The sequence below is a fragment of the Oceanobacter sp. 1_MG-2023 genome (genome assembly GCF_030689025.1).
Lineage (GTDB): Bacteria > Pseudomonadota > Gammaproteobacteria > Pseudomonadales > Oceanobacteraceae > Oceanobacter.
The window spans coordinates 1-19,833 of sequence record NZ_JAUYWA010000018.1 but is presented as its reverse complement, the minus strand read 5'-3'; the positions used below and the strand labels follow the sequence as shown (position 1 = coordinate 19,833).

The 19,833-nt window shown below is 54.5% G+C and carries 24 protein-coding genes; 18 read left to right on the top strand and 6 right to left on the bottom strand.

Annotation, left to right across the window (positions count from 1 at the left end; genetic code table 11):
* Positions 1-152: 152 nt before the first annotated feature.
* On the top strand, positions 153-824 hold the full coding sequence (locus Q8W22_RS11975; RefSeq protein ID WP_303432797.1) for a carbonic anhydrase: 672 nt from the start codon (positions 153-155) through the stop codon (positions 822-824).
* Between the two features lie 57 nt (positions 825-881).
* Here Q8W22_RS11975 and Q8W22_RS11970 read toward each other — a convergent pair whose 3' ends face one another.
* Entirely contained in the window at positions 882-1,139 is a 258-nt protein-coding gene (locus Q8W22_RS11970; RefSeq protein ID WP_303432799.1) for a GlsB/YeaQ/YmgE family stress response membrane protein, read from the bottom strand.
* A 306-nt stretch (positions 1,140-1,445) separates the two neighbouring features.
* Here Q8W22_RS11970 and Q8W22_RS11965 point away from each other — a divergent pair, with 306 nt between their 5' ends.
* Both Q8W22_RS11965 and Q8W22_RS11960 read left to right on the top strand, forming a co-directional pair.
* Entirely contained in the window at positions 1,446-1,784 is a 339-nt protein-coding gene (locus Q8W22_RS11965) for a hypothetical protein (RefSeq protein ID WP_305414360.1), read from the top strand.
* 16 nt (positions 1,785-1,800) lie between these two features.
* On the top strand, positions 1,801-2,379 hold the full coding sequence (locus Q8W22_RS11960; RefSeq protein WP_305452463.1) for a hypothetical protein: 579 nt from the start codon (positions 1,801-1,803) through the stop codon (positions 2,377-2,379).
* 9 nt (positions 2,380-2,388) lie between these two features.
* Here the strand turns inward: Q8W22_RS11960 and Q8W22_RS11955 are convergent, their stop codons facing one another.
* Together Q8W22_RS11955 and Q8W22_RS11950 are read right to left on the bottom strand one after the other, a co-directional pair.
* A complete protein-coding gene (locus tag Q8W22_RS11955) occupies positions 2,389-3,198 on the bottom strand; it encodes an inner membrane protein YpjD (RefSeq protein WP_303432802.1) in 810 nt (269 codons plus the stop codon).
* Positions 3,199-3,351: 153 nt separating this feature from the next.
* Complete coding sequence (locus Q8W22_RS11950; RefSeq protein ID WP_305414358.1) at positions 3,352-4,035, bottom strand: DUF2461 domain-containing protein; 684 nt, start codon at positions 4,033-4,035, stop codon at positions 3,352-3,354.
* A 470-nt stretch (positions 4,036-4,505) separates the two neighbouring features.
* On the opposite strand from Q8W22_RS11950, the gene ffh reads away from it, so the two are divergent.
* Together ffh and Q8W22_RS11940 are read left to right on the top strand one after the other, a co-directional pair.
* Positions 4,506-5,927, top strand: coding sequence for a signal recognition particle protein (gene ffh, locus Q8W22_RS11945; protein WP_303432806.1), 1,422 nt, complete (start codon positions 4,506-4,508; stop codon positions 5,925-5,927).
* Between the two features lie 143 nt (positions 5,928-6,070).
* Positions 6,071-6,598, top strand: a complete 528-nt coding sequence (locus tag Q8W22_RS11940) for a DUF3087 family protein (protein WP_303432808.1) — start codon at positions 6,071-6,073, stop codon at positions 6,596-6,598.
* Here Q8W22_RS11940 and Q8W22_RS11935 read toward each other — a convergent pair.
* The 3 genes from Q8W22_RS11935 to Q8W22_RS11925 all read right to left on the bottom strand — a co-directional run bounded on the left by Q8W22_RS11935 (position 6,595) and on the right by Q8W22_RS11925 (position 10,217).
* Positions 6,595-6,996: a NifB/NifX family molybdenum-iron cluster-binding protein gene (locus tag Q8W22_RS11935; protein ID WP_303432809.1), complete on the bottom strand. Its 402-nt coding sequence runs from the start codon at positions 6,994-6,996 to the stop codon at positions 6,595-6,597. The two genes, Q8W22_RS11940 and Q8W22_RS11935, sit on opposite strands and share 4 nt — an antisense overlap.
* Positions 6,997-7,173: 177 nt before the next feature.
* Positions 7,174-7,575 carry a Cu(I)-responsive transcriptional regulator gene (cueR, locus tag Q8W22_RS11930; protein ID WP_303432810.1) on the bottom strand — a complete coding sequence of 134 codons (402 nt, stop codon included), beginning with the start codon at positions 7,573-7,575 and terminating at the stop codon, positions 7,174-7,176.
* Positions 7,576-7,640: 65 nt separating this feature from the next.
* A complete protein-coding gene (locus Q8W22_RS11925; protein WP_305452462.1) occupies positions 7,641-10,217 on the bottom strand; it encodes a heavy metal translocating P-type ATPase in 2,577 nt (858 codons plus the stop codon).
* A 314-nt stretch (positions 10,218-10,531) separates the two neighbouring features.
* On the opposite strand from Q8W22_RS11925, the gene Q8W22_RS11920 reads away from it, so the two are divergent.
* The 13 genes from Q8W22_RS11920 (at position 10,532) to Q8W22_RS11860 (ending at position 19,623) form a co-directional block, all read left to right on the top strand.
* Positions 10,532-10,732 (top strand): heavy-metal-associated domain-containing protein, encoded by a 201-nt coding sequence (locus Q8W22_RS11920; RefSeq protein WP_303432812.1) that lies wholly within the window; start codon positions 10,532-10,534, stop codon positions 10,730-10,732.
* A 107-nt stretch (positions 10,733-10,839) separates the two neighbouring features.
* Positions 10,840-11,241 (top strand): hypothetical protein, encoded by a 402-nt coding sequence (locus tag Q8W22_RS11915; RefSeq protein WP_303432813.1) that lies wholly within the window; start codon positions 10,840-10,842, stop codon positions 11,239-11,241.
* Positions 11,241-11,555: a rhodanese-like domain-containing protein gene (locus Q8W22_RS11910; RefSeq protein ID WP_303432814.1), complete on the top strand. Its 315-nt coding sequence runs from the start codon at positions 11,241-11,243 to the stop codon at positions 11,553-11,555. The genes Q8W22_RS11915 and Q8W22_RS11910 overlap by 1 nt, the downstream gene beginning before the upstream one ends.
* A 2-nt stretch (positions 11,556-11,557) precedes the next feature.
* Positions 11,558-11,944 (top strand): hypothetical protein, encoded by a 387-nt coding sequence (locus Q8W22_RS11905; protein ID WP_303432815.1) that lies wholly within the window; start codon positions 11,558-11,560, stop codon positions 11,942-11,944.
* Between the two features lie 400 nt (positions 11,945-12,344).
* A complete protein-coding gene (locus tag Q8W22_RS11900; RefSeq protein WP_370693301.1) occupies positions 12,345-12,929 on the top strand; it encodes a PepSY-associated TM helix domain-containing protein in 585 nt (194 codons plus the stop codon).
* 58 nt (positions 12,930-12,987) lie between these two features.
* Positions 12,988-13,509 carry a DUF2271 domain-containing protein gene (locus Q8W22_RS11895; protein WP_305414354.1) on the top strand — a complete coding sequence of 174 codons (522 nt, stop codon included), beginning with the start codon at positions 12,988-12,990 and terminating at the stop codon, positions 13,507-13,509.
* 37 nt (positions 13,510-13,546) lie between these two features.
* A complete protein-coding gene (locus Q8W22_RS11890; protein WP_305414353.1) occupies positions 13,547-14,377 on the top strand; it encodes a DUF4198 domain-containing protein in 831 nt (276 codons plus the stop codon).
* Positions 14,377-15,831: an NADPH cytochrome P450 oxidoreductase family protein gene (locus tag Q8W22_RS11885; RefSeq protein ID WP_305452461.1), complete on the top strand. Its 1,455-nt coding sequence runs from the start codon at positions 14,377-14,379 to the stop codon at positions 15,829-15,831. Before Q8W22_RS11890 ends, Q8W22_RS11885 begins: the two co-directional genes overlap by 1 nt.
* Positions 15,832-16,037: 206 nt before the next feature.
* Positions 16,038-17,441, top strand: coding sequence for a threonine synthase (thrC, locus tag Q8W22_RS11880; RefSeq protein ID WP_303432917.1), 1,404 nt, complete (start codon positions 16,038-16,040; stop codon positions 17,439-17,441).
* A 140-nt stretch (positions 17,442-17,581) separates the two neighbouring features.
* Complete coding sequence (locus tag Q8W22_RS11875; RefSeq protein ID WP_303432821.1) at positions 17,582-18,061, top strand: DUF2947 domain-containing protein; 480 nt, start codon at positions 17,582-17,584, stop codon at positions 18,059-18,061.
* 210 nt (positions 18,062-18,271) lie between these two features.
* Positions 18,272-18,745: a bacterioferritin gene (gene bfr / locus Q8W22_RS11870; protein WP_303432822.1), complete on the top strand. Its 474-nt coding sequence runs from the start codon at positions 18,272-18,274 to the stop codon at positions 18,743-18,745.
* Between the two features lie 10 nt (positions 18,746-18,755).
* The gene (bfr, locus tag Q8W22_RS11865) at positions 18,756-19,238 is read left to right on the top strand and encodes a bacterioferritin (RefSeq protein WP_303432823.1); all 483 of its coding nucleotides are present in this window, start codon (positions 18,756-18,758) and stop codon (positions 19,236-19,238) included.
* Between the two features lie 136 nt (positions 19,239-19,374).
* Positions 19,375-19,623 carry a DUF2164 domain-containing protein gene (locus Q8W22_RS11860; RefSeq protein ID WP_303432824.1) on the top strand — a complete coding sequence of 83 codons (249 nt, stop codon included), beginning with the start codon at positions 19,375-19,377 and terminating at the stop codon, positions 19,621-19,623.
* Positions 19,624-19,833 lie beyond the last annotated feature (210 nt).

The window sequence follows — 19,833 nt, the reverse complement described above, 5'->3', positions numbered from 1 at the left end:
TTACGCACACCGGCAATCTGCTACCCAACTCACCATGCTGATGGAATGACTCCGATGATTCACATCAAAAGAGATGTGTTGATTACGCGGGTGACGTAATCTCCCGGCTTATAAATCGGAACAACCGCTTGATGGCATTTTGAGGAAGAAAGATGAAAAAACTGGTGCAGGGTGTGCTGAATTTTCAGCAAAACATCTACCCGAAAAATAAAGATCTGTTTGGTGAGCTGGCCGATGGCCAAAGCCCGGATGTCCTGTTTATTACCTGTTCTGATTCCCGCATTGATCCTAACCTGGTCACCGGTTCAGAACCTGGCGACCTGTTTATTTGTCGCAACGCCGGCAACATTGTGCCGCCACCCTCGAACTTCACCGGGGGGATGACGGCTTCCATTGAATACGCTGTTGCGGTACTCGGGGTGCGCCATGTAATTATCTGTGGCCATACCGACTGCGGCGCGATCAAGGGGGCGCTGGATATTCAGGCGATCAAGGATCAGGGTTTACCACACGTAAAAGAATGGCTGGGGCACTGCCGTTCCGCTATGGATATTGTGCGTGAGCGTCATGGCATCGCCTGGAATACACCGGTAGACACCTGTTATCTGAATGAGGCCATCAGCCAGAACGTTTTGCAGCAGGTCGCCCATATTCGGACGCATCCTTGTGTGGCCGCCAAGGTGGCCGCCAAAAAGATTTATCTGCATGGCTGGGTGTATGACATCAAGAGCGGCGATATTTTGTGCAGCGATGAACAGTGTGAAGACTTTATGCCGTTTGCCGAGCGTTACGCAGACCATATCAAGGCACTCGCTGACAGCTGACACAAGGAACCCAATATTGCTCCCGGCAGAGTCCCGTGTCTGGTTGGCCTGATCCTTTTACGGATCGGGCTTTTGCATGACATCACCAATGTACAGCAAGAGTAATGCCCCGACCGTTGCCATCAGGGCCGAACCAATAAAACCAATGGCGGCAAGGTCGGTGAGCGCAAAGACAAGACCACCAATAAACGCCCCGACAATACCAATTATCAGATTGACAATAATCCTGAAGCCACCTTCTTTTTTGAGCGTACTGATCAGCCATCCGGCAGTCGCGCCAATGAATAAAAACACCAATAAATTCGCTAACTCCATGATTTCCCCTCCTCTCTTGTTTATTGGCTGATGTTGTACCCGTCGCCATGCCTGCCTTTGGATTGATGTGCCTTGCATAGTTCAAGAAAATCGATAATGACACATGAAATCAATGTGATGCCTGATGTTCAGCATTGACAAAGTATCAGAGTGTTTCTGACAGCCTTGTCGGGTTGATGACAAAAAAGCCTACGAAACCCTGGGCAAAGAGGTCAAAAGGGCGGTTTTTACCCTGGCCCCTGGCTTGCTGACGTATCAAGGACACCTTCATTCAAAGCATAGCGTCAGACGCTACAGGAGCCAGTTATGTCAGCGACATTTGAACTGAAAACGACGATCAGCCAGGCATTTACGTTTGAACTGCTCAGTAGTCGTGGCCACTCACTGCTGTTGGGCGGTGATTACCCGACCAAAGCCGAGGCCGAACAAGGAATCAAGGACGTGCAGCTGGGTTCGTTGATGGGACATCAGATTGCAGCAGGCCGAACCCCGGCAGGTGAGACCTTTTTTGTTATCAAGGACACCCAAGGCCAGATCATTGCCAAAAGTGCGTTATTTGGAGATCAGATGTTGTTCGACAATGCTCTGCACGCCGTCAAGGATAACGCCTGCATTGCAGCGATTGCTGATTTGACGACAGCCTGACAAGTGGAGAAAGGCGATGAATAATGAGCTGACTATTCTGAAAGAATTGGCAGTCGTGTCTGTTACCCGGGCGGAATGGCTGGAAATTCACCGTACGGTGGCTGGCCATGTGCCGGGTAGCGACTTTTCACAGACCTTTGAGGCGATGGTGCAGGATGTATTGAAGGTCTACGATTTTGTCGGCGACATCCTGTCTCCCTTTGTGGCACTTAACTCAGTGGCCGCTTTTGAGGCAGGCTTTGATTCGTTGATGGCCACCTATCAGGCTGGGTATCTGGCGGAAGCCAGCAAGCCCAGACACTACTGTGACGACGCCTACGAGCACTTTATCGAGATACAGCAAAGCAAGGTATTCAATACCCGCTATCCACTGCTGAAGCACACGTTTGACCGGCTGGATTACATCGTCGACAAGTTCATCGCCAATGACGCCTGGCTGGTGATGAGTATCGAAACCGTGATGAAACGCCTGAGTCGCTGGCTGAATGGCATTGCCGAACTGAAAAAATCCGATGGCGAGGATGCTTTCTGGGTGTATCAGGGGCTGATGGCCAGTATCTGTGACTATTTGCAGTTACTGAGCCAGCGCCGCTGATTGCTGGTTTTATCGATCGATCAGTACTTCCAGCACAAACTTGGAACCGAAGTAGGACAGCACCAGAAAACCGGTACCGATTAACGTCCAGCGGCTGGCTGTGACACCACGCCAGCCAAAGCGATAACGACCAAACAGCAGCAAGGCAAATACCGACCAGCCAATCGAGGCAAAAGCGACCTTGTGAATCAGATGCTGCTCTTTCAGATCCACCACACTCGGCCAGCCAATGGCAAACGCCATGGTCAGTAGAATCATACCCAGCCAGATCATCTCAAACAGCAGCACATCCATGGTCTGTAGCGGTGGCAAGGCCTGGATCAGGCCATGGGTCTTGTGCTTGCGCAAGTGACGGTCCTGCAAGGACAGCAGGATCGACTGCACTGCCGCAATCACAAACACACTGTATGCCAGCATCGAGAGCATGATATGCCAGACCAGGCCGTAGCTGAGATGCTGTAAAGACTCGTGGCGCTGGGACAGCGATGACACCAGCAGCACTATCACAATCATCGGGAATAACCCGACAAACAGATTCTCTACCGGTTTTTTCAGACTGGAAAACAGCAACAGCAAGGTAATAAGCAGACCGATTACAGAGCCAATGTCATAAAAGGCGAAATTGATTCCGGACTGGTCGCTACTGTTGGTGGCGGCACTGAACACCAGTACACCCATATGGGTGAGAGAGGCCAGCATGGCCAGGGTGAGCACCATATTACGATTGGCCGGGCGATCACCACGAATGGTTTGCCACTGGCGGAAGGCAGAAAACAGATACAGGGCAGCCGCAGGAAGGGCAACAAAAAATTCGGACATAAACAGGTTTCCAAAAAGACGCGTCCAGTGTCGCACATGGCTTCCGCTTCGCAAAGCAGATGCCATGCCGAGATAACCCCGTTGGGGAGCAATTGGCATGCCGGTCAAGAGCGGTGGCTCGTTCCATCGGGATTATTCTGCTGGCGTGTTACTTCAGTATCTCAACCCAAGGGCATCGCAGAGCCAGCCCTGAAACGGACTGGCAGCCCGAAAGCGCCGGGCGACCTGATCGCAAAAGTCGGCCTGAAACAGCATGGCCGGGTCTAATGTAGTCAGGGCAATAAAATCCTTGCGCTTGATTTCCTCAATGTGCGGATGTTCCTTGTCGTAACCCCGGGGTGGCCGGATCAGGCGGTCACCCGCCAACTGAAAGTATTGCTGGAAATCATCGTTCGCCATGGCATCCAGATAATGGGCCGGTCGTTCTGCCAGCGCGTCGCGAATCCTGCCCAGTGAGGGCGAATCCGGGTGCCAGACACCCACGCCGATAAATACCTCGTCCGGTTCAATGTGCAGGTAAAACCCCGGCGCATGGACATCCTTGCTTGATTCATGGCGAAACTGGATGCCGACATTCAGCTTGTACGGCGTTTTGTCCTTCGAAAAACGGGTATCCCGGTACGGCCGCATTAACGATCCGCCCACTTTTTTGGCCACCGCGGTGTAATACGGAGAGATGGCACGAACTTCCATTTCCATCGCCGCGATAAACGCCAGTGCCGGGCCTCGCACCTGCTGTTCGTATTCGGCCTTGTGTTGTTGAAACCAGGCCTTGTTGTTGTTCTCTCGCAGTTGTTGCAAAAAAGTCAGTAATTCCGGTGAAAAAGCCGTAAACATCGTGTTGCTCTCCCAAGAGGTGGCGGCGATGGCATGAGTTCCCGCGGCCGCGTTTGATTGGTTGCCAGAACCCCGGTAGCCAGGCAATCGGCTTTGCCTGGTCGGCGCTGGTGTCGAGCTTGCCACCAACGGGTATGGTTCGGGTAACGTCGACTGTGACGAATTCGCCCAAGGGTGTGAAGATAACCGCCTTTAAAGAGGGTATACTCGGGGGGACATCTATTTAGTCCGGTGCTCACTCTGGGCCACTGGATGGTTTCGAATCACGAAGCCGACTTGCAGGCCTGACGGGTCAAGTTACAAGTCGGCGACACCGAGTCGAGATCATCCGGCAGCCCCTGAACAACGGCAACACTCGCGCAGAGCCGTGCAAGATTAAATCGATGTCCTCTCAAGGCTATTTTTCGCAAACGAAGCGCCGGTCCGGTTATCCAGTCCCGGCCAGACGTACCAGCATACGAGTTGTCATTATGTTCGAAAGTTTGACCGACCGACTTGGCAAAGCCCTCAAAAGCATTTCCGGCCAGGCCAAGTTAACCGAAGAAAACATCAAAGGCACTGTGCGTGAAGTTCGCATGGCGCTGTTGGAGGCCGACGTGGCCTTGCCCGTGGTGAAAGCCTTTACCGATCAGGTTAAAGAGCGCGCCATTGGCACCGAGGTGCTGAAAAGCCTGAATCCGGGTCAGGTCTTTCTGAAAATTGTCCATGAAGAGCTGCAAAGCGTCATGGGTGAAGCCAACGAAAAACTGAACCTGGCGACCCAGCCTCCGGCTGTTGTGCTGATGGCCGGTCTACAAGGTGCGGGTAAAACCACCACCGTCGCCAAGTTGGCCAAATATCTGGCCGAGCGTGAAAAGAAAAAGGTCATGGTGGTCTCTGCCGACGTGTATCGTCCGGCCGCCATCAAACAGCTGGAAACCCTTGCCAACGAAGTCGGGGCGCTGTTTTACCCGTCTGATATCAGCCAGAAACCTTTGGTCATTGCCCGCGGTGCGATCGACGCGGCGAAAAAGGCCCACGCTGATGTGCTGCTGGTGGATACCGCCGGACGTCTGGCGGTCGATGACGCCATGATGGCCGAGATCAAGGAACTCCACGCCGGAATCAACCCGATCGAAACCCTGTTTGTGGTTGATGCCATGACGGGTCAGGATGCTGCCAACACCGCCAAGGCTTTCAGTGAAGCCTTGCCGTTGACCGGGGTGGTACTGACCAAGGCAGACGGTGATGCGCGTGGTGGTGCGGCCCTGTCGGTGCGTCATATTACCGGCAAACCGATCAAGTTTATGGGGATGGGTGAGAAGACCGACGCGCTGGAGCCTTTCCATCCCGATCGTGTTGCTTCCCGTATTCTCGACCTGGGTGACGTACTGACCCTGATCGAGGAAGCCGAACGTAATATCGACAAGGCCAAGGCCGACAAGCTGGCGAAAAAACTGCAAAAAGGCAAAGGCTTCGATCTTGAAGACTTCCTCGACCAGTTGCAGCAAATGAAAAATATGGGTGGCCTGACCGGTATGCTCGACAAGTTGCCGGGTATGGGCAACATGAACCAGATGGCGAAACAAACCACCGCCGCTGAAAGCCAGTTCAAGCAGATGGAAGCGATTATTTTTTCCATGACGCTGGACGAGCGCCGTTTCCCGGACAAGATCAACGGTTCCCGTAAAAAACGTATTGCCAACGGCTCTGGCTCCCAGATCCAGGACGTTAACCGGGTGCTGAAACAGCACAAGCAAATGCAGAAAATGATGAAAAAAGTCACCGCCAAAGGTGGCATGAAAAAAATGATGCGCGCCATGGGTGGTATGGGTGGCGGCGGTATGGGCGGTCCGGGTGGCGGCTTGCCACCGGGCTTTGGTGGTGGTGGCGGTATGCCACCCATGCGCTAGGCCATCAGCTGGTCAATAAACCAGTCGATACCCAAAAGCCTGATGTGGTTATCCCCGTCAGGCTTTTTTTATGCCGTTACCTGCTTAACAACCCATTCTGTTTTATGCTGCGGCTTCTTTTTATCGATACAGGAAGGATGATTGTGCAGTTGCGTCCCATAGACAAGAGCAGCTACAAAAAACGTCTTAATCAAGTGCAGGGTGGCGCGGTGGTGGCCTTGCTGGTACTGGCGCTACTGTTCTCTGAACTGTATCGGGGGTTATGGGCCAATGGTGAGTCCAGCACCTGGTTAAATGCGCTGGCTGTCGCCACGGCTGCGGGGTTGGTCGGGCTGGTCTTTAATATCATCAAGGACAAACCCTGGATGGCGGACGTGGTGTACCTGTGGCGCCTGAAGCAGGAGCTGAACCGGATTTATCGCAGCAGCAAGCTGATAGAACAGGCGTTGGCTGATGGCGATCGTGAGGCATTTGTGATTCAGAACTTTAACTTGCGCGGCGCCAAGCTGTTGTACACCGCCGAAGACAACACCCTGACGCTGCCAGAGTTGCAAGAGAAAATCATCGAACTGGAAGCCACTCTGGCAGAGCGGCAATTGACCGTATCCGTTGATGAATACAGCCCGGCGCTGTTGGATGCCTTTAAACAGCGGCTGAAGTCAGGAGTTTAGCGGCCGCTGACTGCCTGGCGATGCTCGGGATCGAGGCACGGCAGTTCTTCATGAGGGCGGCCGGGGGCAAGGTTGCTGTTGAGATAAGCGATGACTGCCGTGACCGGGTCAGATTCCGACGTCGCCACCAGAGTCGTGTGGCGTTCAGCCAGCCTCCGGGTGACACCTTCCCCGGCCGATCCGCAAATCGCAATATCCACCTCGTGTAATGGGTGCCGGTTACCGTCACCGCGGACATGCCATTCATGCAAGCTGCCTGCTGGTGACAAGGTCAGGTTCCAGACCAGTTCGGGCTGGCCCTGTGAGATGGCATAGACATGCCAGTGTGCTGCTCGGCCAGCGTGGGGAGATACGCTGCCGTTGTCTTGTACGGCAACAGCGATCAGGGTGTCTGTCATGGGAGTTCCTCCGGTTAATGGCGTTATGCTAAAACGGGAAGGCATTGCGAATTTGATCCGTCGCAGGCAAGGGCACATCAATCGGACGAAAATGTCCAGAATGGCATGACTGGGCATTGAGTGGTGCACTGACGCTTATACCGGTTGTGCTGAACTGGCTGTTATTGATATCGCCAGTTATTTCTGCGGCTGAGGATTGGCGATTTCTTCCAGAATCGGACAGTCCGGGCGATCGTCACCGGCACAGCCTTGCAGCAGCGATTGCAAGCTGCTGACCATGGCTTGCAGCTCTGTAATGGTGTGATTCAGCACGTCAATATGTTCGGTGGCCAGACGTTTGACGTCTTCGCTGTGGCGAGACTGGTCTTGCCACAGGGCCAGCAGTTCTCCGGTTTTTTTAATCGAAAATCCCATATCCCGGGCGCGACGGATAAACCTCAGTGTATGAATATCGGCCGAGGAGTACTGGCGATAGCCTGCAGCGCTGCGTCCCGCAGGCTGGATCAGGCCAATATTCTCGTAATAGCGCAGCATTTTGGCGCTGATGCCCGAGGCGCGGGCGGCGGCTCCAATGTTCATGCTGGTCTCCTGTCTTGTGGGACAATCGTGTGAAGGTGCCATTGTTGTCTGGAATATCACCGTGATCAGGCCAGACGGACACGGTTAAGTCGCAAGGCATTGCCAATAACAAACACCGACGACATGGCCATGGCAGCGGCCGCAACGGCGGGGGATAACAACCAACCGAAGGATGGATAAAACACCCCGGCCGCCAATGGCACCAGAGCTGCGTTGTAGGCAAAAGCCCAGAACAGGTTCTGGCGAATATTGGTCATGGTGGCCTTGCTCAGGGCAATAGCCGTGCGGGCACCGTTAAGGTTACCCGACATCAGTACCACGTCGGCGGCTTCAATGGCGACGTCGGTGCCTGTTCCAATCGCCATGCCGATATCGGCGGCGGCCAGTGCCGGGGCATCGTTGATGCCGTCACCAACAAAGAGCAATTGTTGGCCTGTCGGGAGTTTGTTCTTGAGCTGTTGCAAGGCATCGACCTTGCCGCTGGGTAATACCTCGGCAATCACCTGATCGATCCCCAGTGTCTGTGCAATGGCCGCGGCGGTGTGGTGGTTGTCGCCGGTAATCATTACCACCTTGAGACCCAGCTGGTGCAAACCGGCAATGGCGGCGGGCGTGCTGGCCTTGATCGGGTCCGAGACGGCGATAATGGCGGCGAGTTGGCCTGCCAACGCCACATACAGTGGCGTTTTGCCTTCCTGGCCGAGTCGGGCAGCGGTATGGGCCAGCGGGCGAATATCGATGCCGAGTTGTTGCATCAGTCGATCCGATCCCAGTGCAATGGTCTGCATCTGTTTATTTTGCGTGACGTCTGTCATCACCCTGGCGGTTACCCCCAAGCCCGCAAGCGAGGCGAAGTCGGAGCAGGTCGGCAGGTTCAGTTGTCGTTGCTGCGCGGCATCTTCAATGGCGCGGGCAATGGGGTGTTCTGAGTGTTGTTCAACCGCCGCGATCATGGCCAGCAGAGAATCTGCTTCAAGACCCGGGGTGACGTCGAAATCGGTCAACGCCGGTTTGCCCTCAGTCAGGGTGCCGGTTTTATCGAATGCAATCATCGCCACATCCTGTAACTGTTGCAGGGCCTCTCCTTTGCGGAATAACACACCGATGGCCGCCCCGCGCCCGGTGCCGACCATCAGCGAGGTGGGGGTGGCCAGCCCCATGGCACAAGGGCAGGCAACAATCAGCACCGCGATGGCGTTGACCAGGCCAAAGGTTAATGCCGGTTCAGGCCCAAAGATCAGCCATACCCCAAAAGTCAGCAAGGCCAGCGCCATAATGGTAGGCACAAACCAGAGTGTGACCTTGTCGACCAGGGCCTGAATCGGCAGTTTGGCCCCCTGGGCCTGCTCGACCATACGAATAATCTGCGCCAGTACGCTGTGTTCTCCAACGGCGGTTGCCTGCAGGGTCAGGGCACCGGACTGGTTCAGGGTGCCACCGGTAACGCTGTCGCCGGGTTGACGGTGAACGGCTACCGGCTCTCCGGTGAGCATGGATTCGTCGACATAGCTGTCTCCTGCCACTACTTTGCCATCCACCGGGATGCGCTCACCGGGCCGCAGTTCGATACGATCTCCCGCTACTACATCGGCGAGGGCGATTGTGACCCGCTGGCCATTACGCTGTACCCGTGCTGTCTGGGGCTGCAGTCCCATCAGGTGGCGAATGGCGGCGGAGGTTTTCCCCTTGGCCCGGGCCTCCAGCAAACGCCCCAGCAGAATCAGCGTGACGATTACCGCCGCGGCTTCGTAATACACGTGCACGGTGCCGTGTGGCAGCAAGCCGGGTGCCAGTGTGGCGATGGTGGAGAACCCCCAGGCTGCCAGCGTACCGACCGCCACCAATGAATTCATATCGGGTGCGGCATGCAGCAGGGCGGGAATGCCCCGCAGATAAAATCCTCGTCCCGGGCCTAGCAGCACCAGCGTGGTCAACGCGCCTTGTATCAGCCAGTTGGTGTGTTGGCCCAGAACGGTCATAAGCCACTGCTGCAGCGCTGGCACCAAATGGCCTCCCATGGCCAGCATAAACACTGGCAAGGTCAGGGCCGCGGCCAGCCAGAAGTCGCGCTGGTATATTCTTGCTTCGGCGTTGCGCTTGGCCTGGGTGTCCAGCGACGCTTGCCCAGCGGGTTCGGCGCTGCTGATGGCGCGGGCGCCAAAACCGGCTTTGTCGATCACGGTGATCAGGTGTTCGGCGGTGGTGCCGGGCAGACATTGGATGCGTGCCTGTTCCGTACTCAGATTAACCTCGGCCTTGATGACGCCAGCCTGCAGATTGAGTTGTCGTTCGATACGACCGGAGCAGGACGCACAGGTCATGCCTTCGATGGCCAATTCTATGGGGGGCGGCAGATGTACTTTGTACCCGGCGAGGGTAATGGCGTCCATCAGGGCCTGTACCGACAGGCTGGCTTGGGGGGGTGTCGGTGATCCGGCGGGTGCTGGTCTGGCTGTTACGGTGGCGGTTTCCGTCGCTAGATTAACGTTGGCGTCTTCGACACCGTCGACGTGGAGCAGTGCTTTTTGCACTCTGGCAGCGCAGGAGGCGCAGGTCATGCCATCGATACGCAGCTGCACTGTGTGTCCTGCGAGAGCCACGGTTGGGTCGGTGGCTGGGCTGGTGGTAGCAATGGCAGACATGGCATCTCCTTGTCAGGTTGTCAGGTCGAATAAAGCGTCAGTGTTGGCGGTGCCAGTTAATCAGCGGCGATGAGAGGGACAGGGTAAACCTTCCCATTATGGCAAGGTAAACCGAATCAGGATAAATCCGTCAGTCTGTACCCTGTCCATCGAGCCAGATCAATAGAATGGTATTTGGCGTTGCGGTTGTATTGACCTTGTCATGGGGACAGGGCTCATATGAAAGCGGTGTTGAATCATCAACATAGCATCAGAACCCACATTAAAATCACCGCGGCGGAGCACAGATACCCGCCGATAAAACAGGAGTCATCATGATGAAACTCAGTGTCGAAGGCATGACGTGCAGTGGCTGTGTTAACGCGGTTACCCGCATTATTACTGGACTGGATGATCAGTCTGAAGTCCAGGTGTCGCTGGCAAGCGGGCTGGTAGAAACCAATGCCCGGGTCGCGGCAGCCGAGTTGATCGCGGCGTTACATGAGGCTGGCTTCCCGGCTCACGAGCAAGGGTAACCGAATCATAGCGGCCAATAGCCCTTCTGTGAGGCAGGCCCAGCAAGCTGGCAGACTCTTTGCAATACCTCTTTGTGAGTTGGCAATTGACTAGGGAGACTGCCGTTATGACACTGTATTGCGGGGCATATTTGCCAGAAAGCGGGTTATCAGACAGCCCGTTTGTCGGGGCGCTGACAAGGGTTGCAGCAAAACTGACAAGTATGAGCGGGCGTCAGACCAACACGGAAGATCCTCATCTGGATCTCTACTTTCTGGTGCCGGGCAGCACCGATGTACCGCCGTTTCGGGGGATGCGTTTTCATTCATTTGACCGCACCAATCGGCGTTTGCGGATCGAATCCTCGGTCCCTGCGCATATGGTTGGGTCCCGTCACTGTCAGGCCTATGTACTGGCGGCGATTCAGGATGCGGTCGAAAACGCCGCCGACTTCTTTTCGCGTGAACATATCGAGTTTGATCACCAGTCCTACGACTCCATGATCAGCCGGTTAGTGGAGACGCACTGATGACCGATCCCGTCAAAATGATTCTGTGTGAAGACATCCAGAATCTGCTCGACAAGCCCGATCTGTTGCTGCTCGATTGTCGCGATGTTGGCGACTATCGCAGCCATCATCTTGAAGGGGCCTTGCATGCCCACGACAGCCTGATTGAAAGTCTGGTGCGCAAGGGCGACAAGCAACGACCGATCCTGATTTATTGCTACTCGGGTCATCGCAGTGAAAACCTGTGTGAGCTGTTTGGCGGCTTTGGTTTCAAACAGGTCTATAACCTTGGTGGAGGCTACCTGCGCTGGCAGGAGCTGCAAGTGGCAAGCTGATTATGAAAACCACCATGCAGACCGACCCGGCAGGTATCCGGGTCGGCGAATTGAATATCTGGGCGATGGACAAGGATCAGGATATCAAGCACCTGTTGCTGCTGCTGACAGAACAGCTGGGGGAGGATGGGTTTGCGATTGACGAACGCATCCTGACCGATCTGCGAGCGGTGTATATTTGTGATCTGGACGAACCGGAAATGCGCGCTTATCTGTATACCCTGGGTCAAGCGCCAGGTCGTTATGGCGTTCATCTGGAGTACCCCGAGTCATCGGAAGCCAATCCGGTGTACGACGTGTTTGAAAACCTGTCACTGCCATCACTGGTCAGTATCCTGGCTGTTCATCTGGACGTGAATGAAATCCAGCCTTTGCCTGTATTGCATTAACCGCGTCTTGCATTAACCACATCTTATGCTGTGTCCTGCAGTAACCGCCCTGCATTCACTCATGGCAGGCTGTTGCGCAGGTGATCTTGCCGTTCTCTGATTTTTTCTGTTATTCCCGGCACTGTTCCTGTGCTGTTTCTGTACCTATGGCCTGCTATTGGCATGTCGGTCTGCCTGTTATACCTACAAAACGCACTGATACTGTTTCTCATTAATATTTTCAATTGTAGATTTGTAACTAACTGAGACACACTCTGTCGCCACAAAAAGGACCGTTGGCGCCGTGTATTACGTGTTCATCGTCTGATTCATCCACTTGACCATAACAAACAGGGACACCATGTCTGCGGCGCCCCCGGCAGCAAATTCTGCAACTCCAGTAGCCACCCGTTGGAAATCCGTGTCGTTGGCGACCTTGCGCCAATGGCATTGGGTCAGCTCCGCCTTGTGTCTGGTTGGCATGCTGCTGTTCGCCATCACTGGCATCACCTTGAATAACGCCCGCCATATTCCTGCCGAAGCCGTGGTTACCACCATCGAAACCACCTTGTCGCCCGGCTTGCTGGAGATACTGGCACAGCGTTCAGACGGCCCCTTGCCCTTGTCGGTGCGGCAATGGCTGCAGCAAAACCACGATCTGAGTATTCCGGCACTGGATGCCGAATGGGACGATCTTGAAGTCTACCTCGGTATGCCGCGACCGGGCGGTGATGCCTGGCTGAGCCTGGATCTGGAATCCGGCTGGCTGATTTACGAAAAGACCGACCGTGGGCCAATCTCGTTTCTGAACGATTTGCACAAAGGCCGTAATACCGGAGTGGCGTGGAGCTGGTTTCTGGATGTGTTTTCGGTCAGTTGCATTGTTTTTTCTCTGAGTGGCTGCTGGTTGCTGGTGCGATATGCCCGCCAGCGGCCGGGAACCTGGCCGATGGTGTCGCTGGGACTGGTGATACCTCTGCTGCTGGTTTTACTGACCATCCATTAAATCTGTAACGCGCCATCCTTGGCGGATGGCTCATGAACACACCATATAAGGAGTCTGTATGTTACCGGGTAAAAAATGCTTGCTGGTTCTGGCAGCCAGTGTGCTGGCCAGTCAGGCAAGCGCTACCGAGTTGCGCATCGGTATTGAACTGCCTGACCTCAAGGTCGCGGAATACCACAAGCCCTATGTTGCGATCTGGCTGGAAAACAAGGACACCCGCGCAGTGACCAATCTGGACGTCTGGTACGACGCCGACATGGCGGATAACGAAGGTAACAAGTGGCTGAAAGACATGCGCCAGTGGTGGCGCAAAAGCGGCCGTTCGCTGGATATGCCCGTCGACGGCATCACCAGTGCCACCCGTGGCCCAGGCCAGTACGACCTTTCTTTTCGTAGCAATCAGGCCCGGTTGGCGGACTTGCCAGCGGGTAATTACCAGCTACGTGTGGAAGCCGCTCGGGAAGTGGGCGGACGTGAACTGCTGAGCATCCCGTTTCAATGGCCGGTGGACGGCAGCTTCAGTGCCACCGCCAATGGCTCCAAAGAGCTGGGCGACGTTGTCCTCAGTATCCAGCCCTGATCCTTGCCAACCCATCATTTGATAAAGGAATACGTGTATGAAACCACTGAAATTATTGAGCGCTGCCGTTTTGGCCGGTGCGACCCTGATGTCGATGCAGGTCAATGCGCACCGTGCCTGGATCTTGCCGGATGTGACGGTCTTGTCCGGAGAAGAGCCGGTGGTGGCGTTTGATGCTGCTGTCTCCAACGAAATCTTCAATTTTGACCATTTTGCCCTGAACGTTAAGAGCGTTCGTATCACCGCACCCGATGGCAGCATGGTGGAGCCGGAAAACGCCGCCAAAGCCCGCTACCGCAGCACCTTCGATCTGACCCTGAAGCAAGAAGGCACGTACCGGGTCTTTATCGCCTCACAAGGTCTGCGTGCGCGCTGGGAAAAAAGTGATGGCAAGCGAGGCTCTTACCCAGGGCGAGGTGAAGACTACACCCAGGAAGGTTTTGACAAGAACGTCCCCAAAAACGCCAAAAACCTGAAAGTAAGCCAATACTCCCGCCGCCTGGAAACCTTTGTGACTGCTGGCGAACCCTCCGACAATGCCAACAAGGTGACTGGCCAGGGCTTTGAAATGAAGCCGGTCACACATCCGACAGACCTGTACGTTGGGGAAGACGCGACGTTCCAGTTTCTGATTGACGGCAAGCCCGCCAAAGGCGCAAAAGTCACTCTGATTCGTGAAGGTTCCCGCTACCGCAACGATCAGGAAGCCATCGAGCTGACCACCAGTCGCCAGGGTAATATCCAGATTGACTGGCCTGCCCCGGGTCGCTACTTCCTGGAAGCGGAATACAAGGACGACGACGCCAAAAAACCGGCTACCGAACGTACCGGCAGCTACGTGGGTGTCTTTGAGGTACTGCCGGACTGATGAGTTACATCGGGATGGCGGAACTGCAAGCCATTGTACTGGTGCTGGCCTGGTTGCTGTTGACGGGCTGGTGTTATCGGCACCGGCTCAGCTGGGGGGTTACACCTGCTGACGCCGATGGTGTCGGTGGGCCATTGTGTGTCTACGCCAGCGAAAGCGGCCATGCCCGCTCGCTGGCGGAACAGTGGCAACAGCGATTGCAGCACCAGGGTCGTGCTGCTCACCTGCTAACCCTGAATCAGCTGACTCAGGCACCGTTGTCGTCCTCATCGCCGCACGGTCGGGATATCTTTCTCTTTATCAGCACCACCGGAGAAGGAGAAGCCCCGGATAATGGCAACCGGTTTTTGTCCCGGTTGCAAGACCCGCGCTCTGACCATGAGCGCTGGACGTGTCGGGTTGCTGTTCTGGCGCTGGGAGACCGTGCCTACCCGGAATTCTGTGCGTTTGGGGTAGCTGTCAGTGATGCCTTGCAGGCAGCAGGGGCCGAGCGATTGTTTGAGCCGGTGCTGGTGGATAATCTGGCTCCGGCCGATTTGCAGCGCTGGCAGTCTCATCTCGACAGGGTGTCGGATTATACCGGTCTGAGTGCCGGTTTATGGGGCGATACGACTGCCATCACAGAGACCGACGGTATTTCGACAGCCGCCGTTGCTGGGCCGTTATCCGCCAAGCCAGCGCATACGCCAAGTGTCTTGTTACGGCGGCAGTGTCTGAACCACGGCAGCCCCGGTCATCGGGTGTTCGAACTGGATTTTCAATGCTCCGACGTCTGGCAAGCCGGAGATATCGCCCGGCTGAGTCTGGATGATGCGGCGGGCAAAATACAAAGCCGCGATTACACCATCGCCAGCACGCCATCGGAAGGGCATCTGCGGTTGCTGGTACGGGAGCAGTTCCAGGCTGATGGTCAGCCCGGACTGGGCAGCGGCTTTTTATGTACACAATTGCCATTGCAGGCAGCAGCGCGTTTACAGGTTATTGAGAACACTGGTTTCCATGCCCCGGATACCGATGTCCCGCTGATTCTGATTGGTAATGGCACCGGGCTGGCCGGACTGCGGGCGCATCTGCAGCAGCGCTTTGAACGGAGTTCGACGGCCCGGCATTGGCTGATCTTTGGTGAACGTACCCTGGCTCACGACGCGCTCTGGCAGACAGAGCTGCAGCAATGGCAAGCGCAAGGTTTGCTGGGGCGTCTGGATTTGGCGTTCTCCCGCGACATTGACGGAGAGTTACAGACAGGGCATCTGACCCGGGGGTATGTGCAGCAGGTGCTGGAACAACAGCAGCAAGAACTGCAGCACTGGCTGCAACAGGGCGCGATGATTTATCTGTGTGGCAGTCGTGCCGGTATGGCCAGCGCTGTTGATCAGGTACTGCGTGCTGTACTGGGAGATGATCAGGTCGATGCGCTGGATGTGCAGGGCCGTTATCGCCGCGATGTCTATTGAATATGGGCACTTGCCCGGTGGAGCAAGTCGTCAGTCAGGTGACGGCTTGCTGTTCACAATTCCTCCTGCTGGTCGTGCGCAATGCGGTCAAAACAGGTAAGCTAGCCCACTTTTCTAGCACCCTGCCGGTACATTGATGGTCTGCACGGCCACGCCGGTGTTGGCGCTGCACGAATCCACCACTGCATTCGGGTTTTCACACCATGATGAAATACATCTCCACTCGGGGTAATGCGCCAGAGCTGGCGTTCGACGACGTTCTGTTAACCGGTCTGGCCGCTGACGGCGGCCTGTACGTACCGAAAGACGTGCCACAATTCTCTCTGGAAGAGATTGAATCCTGGCGTGACCTGTCGTACACCGAACTGGCGCACAAGGTGATTTATCCCTTCGTGGAAGGTTGCGTAGACGCCGATGCATTACAAGGCATGATCGATGATGTATACGGTGCTTTTGGTCATAAAGCCGTTGCGCCGTTGCAGCAGATCGACCACAACGAATACGTGCTGGAACTGTTTCACGGCCCGACGCTGGCGTTCAAGGATTTTGCCCTGCAACTGCTGGGACGCTTGCTGGATTACGTACTGGAACGGCGTCAGGAAAAGGTCGTGATCATGGGAGCCACCTCGGGTGATACCGGCTCGGCGGCCATCGAAGGCACCAAGGCTTGTCGTAATGTGGACATCTTTATCCTGCATCCCCATGGCAAGGTCTCTGAAGTGCAACGCCGCCAGATGACTACCGTTACCGGCGACAATATCTTCAACATCGCCATCGAAGGCAATTTCGACCAGGCGCAGGATATGGTCAAGGCCAGCTTTGGCGACCAGTCCTTCTTGCGCGGTGAACGCAAGCTGGTCGCTGTCAACAGCATCAACTGGGCACGCATCATGTCCCAGATTGTTTATTACTTCTATTCCAGCCTGAACCTGGGTGGTCCACTGCGGCCAATGGCGTATTCGGTACCGACCGGGAATTTCGGCGATATTTTTGCCGGATACATGGCGCGTAAAATGGGCCTGCCAATCGAGCAGCTGATCATTGCGACCAATGAAAACGACGTCCTGCATCGGTTGATGAGCCAGAACCTGTACGAAGTTCACCCGCTCAAGCACACCATCACGCCATCCATGGACATTGCCGTATCGTCCAACTTTGAGCGTCTGTTGTTTGACCTGTACGATCGCGACGGCGCCGCTCTGGCCGACCTGATGGGCCGGATGAATGCCAAAACCGAAGTGGTCTCCCTCGACGCAGACAAGCTGGCCAGCGCCCGCCAGTTGTTCGACAGCCTCGCGGTGGATCAGGATGCCACCATCGCAACGATGCAACAGGTCTTTGCCGAAACCGGCTACCTGCTGGACCCGCATACCGCCATTGGTGTGAAAGCCGCTCGGGAATGCCGTCGCAACCCCCGGATTCCGATGATCACATTGGGCACCGCGCATCCGGTGAAATTCGAAGAAGCGGTCCAGCGCGCCGGATTCGAAATGCCCAAACTGCCGCATCATCTAACCGATCTGATGGAACGCGAAGAGCGGTTGAGCGTATTACCTGCCGATCTGGCCACCGTGCACGCATTTATTGCCAGCCACACCTTCAAAGACTGATTGGCTTGCCAGCGGGCACCAGCGTGCCCGCTGCCTGGTTTCTTATCACTTGACCATCGACCACTGGACTGCTGTGCAGATTATGGTAACGGTGGTACATCTGACATTCCGAGTTTGACTCTCTTCCCCCGAGGCTTGCCATGCAGTACGTATCCCTGAACGACTTTAAATGGGGCTGGATTTTCCGTCATCGTGAATTACCGATCGATTCTGAGACGTTGGCGCTGATTCGCCCGCTCGACAAGGCCTCAGCCAACCAGTTCTGGAAAACCCATATCAGCAAGGAAGCGGCGCATGCCAGCCACTTTCTAGGTGATGACTGGCCATCCAAAAAAGGTATCTGGCAGCCGAAGGCAAACTGGCAGAATGCCTGGGAAGCCGACGAAAACAGCATGCCGGAAGACCTGGCGCAGCATATTCACTGGGAGACCAACGTCACCGTCTTTTTTTGTTACGACGTCGATCATATTGTCCAGACGCGCTGGGATATATTTCAGCAACACTGGAAGAATTTTCTTTTTGTTGATGACCAGCCAATGTTACTGGGAAAGAGTCGTGATGAAGTGGTGTGGTTTTTTAATGATGGCTTATATCAAACAGGAACTCGTCCTAAACGGTGATGGTTTTCAAATGATAAGGCGATTGAGTTTTATTGATATAAAATTGTTTAAAATCAATAACTTGTTTGTTTTGCTACAAAATTGAAAATTCAATAATATTGGTAGATGCAAACTTATTTATAACGTAAATATTGCATTTACAGACTTGCCGACCAGCCTTTTGATACCTAGACTTGGCATCAATGTAATCACGACAAGGATTAGGGGCTTATGAAAGGCGATAGCAAGGTTATTGAATACCTGAACCAGGTGTTAACCATTGAGCTGACTTCGATCAACCAGTATTTCCTGCATGCCCGCATGTATAAGAACTGGGGTTTCGAAGCACTCGACAAAAAATGCTTCAAAAAATCCATCAAGGATATGAAACAGGCTGATGAACTGATTGAACGCGTACTGTTTCTGGAAGGCCTGCCTAATCTGCAGAAACTGAATCGTCTGCGCATCGGTGAAAGCCCGGCCGAGATGTTGCAGTGCGACATGGACCAGATCGTCGAACAGCTGGCGCTGCTGCGTGAAGCCATCGCCTACTGTGAATCGGTCAAGGACTTCGTCAGTCGCGAAGTACTGGAAGAAATCACAGAGTACGAAGAAGAGCATCTGGACTGGATCGAAACCCAGCAGCATCTGATCGCCAACACCGGTATCGAAAACTATCTGCAGTCCATGATGAGCGACGACTAAGGGGAACACCATGAAAGGCAATCAACAGGTTATTGAAAAACTGAACGAACTGCTGGCGGGTGAACTCACTGCCATGGACCAGTACTTTGTTCACTCTTGCATGTATCAGGACTGGGGCCTGGACAAGCTGTACGTCCGTATCTCCCACGAATTTGATGACGAAAAACAACACGCTGCCGACCTGATTGAACGTATCCTGTTCCTCGAAGGCACACCCGATATGGTCACCCGTACACCGATTCACGTTGGTAACGATGTACCGACCATGTTGCAGAATGACCTGAACCTCGAATATCAGGTGGTGGCCGATGTTCGTGAGGTGATGGCTTATTGCGAGTCGGTTCAGGATTATGTAACGCGTGATATCTTGCTGAAAATGCTGGATGACACCGAAGTGGACCACGCTTACTGGCTGGAAAAACAGCTGGGCCTGATCAAGCGCATCGGCTTGCAGAACTACCTGCAATCACAAATGGATGCCCCTGCTGCCTGAGGGCGCGATGCCCGCAGCTGCTGTCCGCTTTGACAGGACTGCGCCAACTCAAGCACGATTCAAAACAGCCCCTTGTTGAGCGATCAACCTGGGGCTGTTTTTTATCATCAAAATAAAGGGTTAGCCAGGAACCGATATGAACGAAATTCGATTTTCTACAGAACAAAAATCACACATGGCAGCCAAAGTGAAAAAATACTTCAACGACGAGCTGCAGCAAGACATTGGCAGCTTTGATGCCGAGTTTCTGATTGATTTTTTTGCCCGTGAAATCGGCCCGTATTACTACAATCGTGGTTTGCAAGACAGCCAGCAGTTGCTGCATGAAAAGATGGAAGAAGTGGGCTATTTGCTGCAAGAGCTGGAACAGCCGGAGGGGGAGTGAAATCCTCTATTAAAAATCCTCTAATAATATTAAGACACCCACCCTATTAAAAATCCTCTATTAAGACACCCACTAAACAATCCTACTATTGAGACACCCATCAACTCTATAGGAAGAGCACTATTAAGACACCTGTAGTGGTTCAATGATTCCGGACACCAACGTAGGTGGTAATATCGCCACCATAAACGAGGTGTCTGATGACCAGCA

Excerpts from the sequence above, each read along its gene's own strand:
- Q8W22_RS11890 (WP_305414353.1), top strand. The coding sequence starts at position 13,547 with ATGAAACCACTGAAATTATTGAGCGCTGCCGTTTTGGCCGGTGCGACC.
- Q8W22_RS11975 (WP_303432797.1), top strand. The coding sequence starts at position 153 with ATGAAAAAACTGGTGCAGGGTGTGCTGAATTTTCAGCAAAACATCTAC.
- Q8W22_RS11885 (WP_305452461.1), top strand. The coding sequence starts at position 14,377 with ATGAGTTACATCGGGATGGCGGAACTGCAAGCCATTGTACTGGTGCTG.
- bfr (WP_303432823.1), top strand. The coding sequence starts at position 18,756 with ATGAAAGGCAATCAACAGGTTATTGAAAAACTGAACGAACTGCTGGCG.
- thrC (WP_303432917.1), top strand. The coding sequence starts at position 16,038 with ATGAAATACATCTCCACTCGGGGTAATGCGCCAGAGCTGGCGTTCGAC.
- Q8W22_RS11920 (WP_303432812.1), top strand. The coding sequence starts at position 10,532 with ATGATGAAACTCAGTGTCGAAGGCATGACGTGCAGTGGCTGTGTTAAC.
- Q8W22_RS11910 (WP_303432814.1), top strand. The coding sequence starts at position 11,241 with ATGACCGATCCCGTCAAAATGATTCTGTGTGAAGACATCCAGAATCTG.
- Q8W22_RS11905 (WP_303432815.1), top strand. The coding sequence starts at position 11,558 with ATGAAAACCACCATGCAGACCGACCCGGCAGGTATCCGGGTCGGCGAA.
- Q8W22_RS11970 (WP_303432799.1), bottom strand. The coding sequence starts at position 1,139 with ATGGAGTTAGCGAATTTATTGGTGTTTTTATTCATTGGCGCGACTGCC.
- Q8W22_RS11915 (WP_303432813.1), top strand. The coding sequence starts at position 10,840 with ATGACACTGTATTGCGGGGCATATTTGCCAGAAAGCGGGTTATCAGAC.
- cueR (WP_303432810.1), bottom strand. The coding sequence starts at position 7,575 with ATGAACATTGGAGCCGCCGCCCGCGCCTCGGGCATCAGCGCCAAAATG.
- Q8W22_RS11925 (WP_305452462.1), bottom strand. The coding sequence starts at position 10,217 with ATGTCTGCCATTGCTACCACCAGCCCAGCCACCGACCCAACCGTGGCT.
- Q8W22_RS11860 (WP_303432824.1), top strand. The coding sequence starts at position 19,375 with ATGAACGAAATTCGATTTTCTACAGAACAAAAATCACACATGGCAGCC.
- Q8W22_RS11895 (WP_305414354.1), top strand. The coding sequence starts at position 12,988 with ATGTTACCGGGTAAAAAATGCTTGCTGGTTCTGGCAGCCAGTGTGCTG.
- Q8W22_RS11955 (WP_303432802.1), bottom strand. The coding sequence starts at position 3,198 with ATGTCCGAATTTTTTGTTGCCCTTCCTGCGGCTGCCCTGTATCTGTTT.
- Q8W22_RS11935 (WP_303432809.1), bottom strand. The coding sequence starts at position 6,996 with ATGACAGACACCCTGATCGCTGTTGCCGTACAAGACAACGGCAGCGTA.
- Q8W22_RS11960 (WP_305452463.1), top strand. The coding sequence starts at position 1,801 with ATGAATAATGAGCTGACTATTCTGAAAGAATTGGCAGTCGTGTCTGTT.
- Q8W22_RS11965 (WP_305414360.1), top strand. The coding sequence starts at position 1,446 with ATGTCAGCGACATTTGAACTGAAAACGACGATCAGCCAGGCATTTACG.
- ffh (WP_303432806.1), top strand. The coding sequence starts at position 4,506 with ATGTTCGAAAGTTTGACCGACCGACTTGGCAAAGCCCTCAAAAGCATT.
- Q8W22_RS11875 (WP_303432821.1), top strand. The coding sequence starts at position 17,582 with ATGCAGTACGTATCCCTGAACGACTTTAAATGGGGCTGGATTTTCCGT.
- bfr (WP_303432822.1), top strand. The coding sequence starts at position 18,272 with ATGAAAGGCGATAGCAAGGTTATTGAATACCTGAACCAGGTGTTAACC.
- Q8W22_RS11950 (WP_305414358.1), bottom strand. The coding sequence starts at position 4,035 with ATGTTTACGGCTTTTTCACCGGAATTACTGACTTTTTTGCAACAACTG.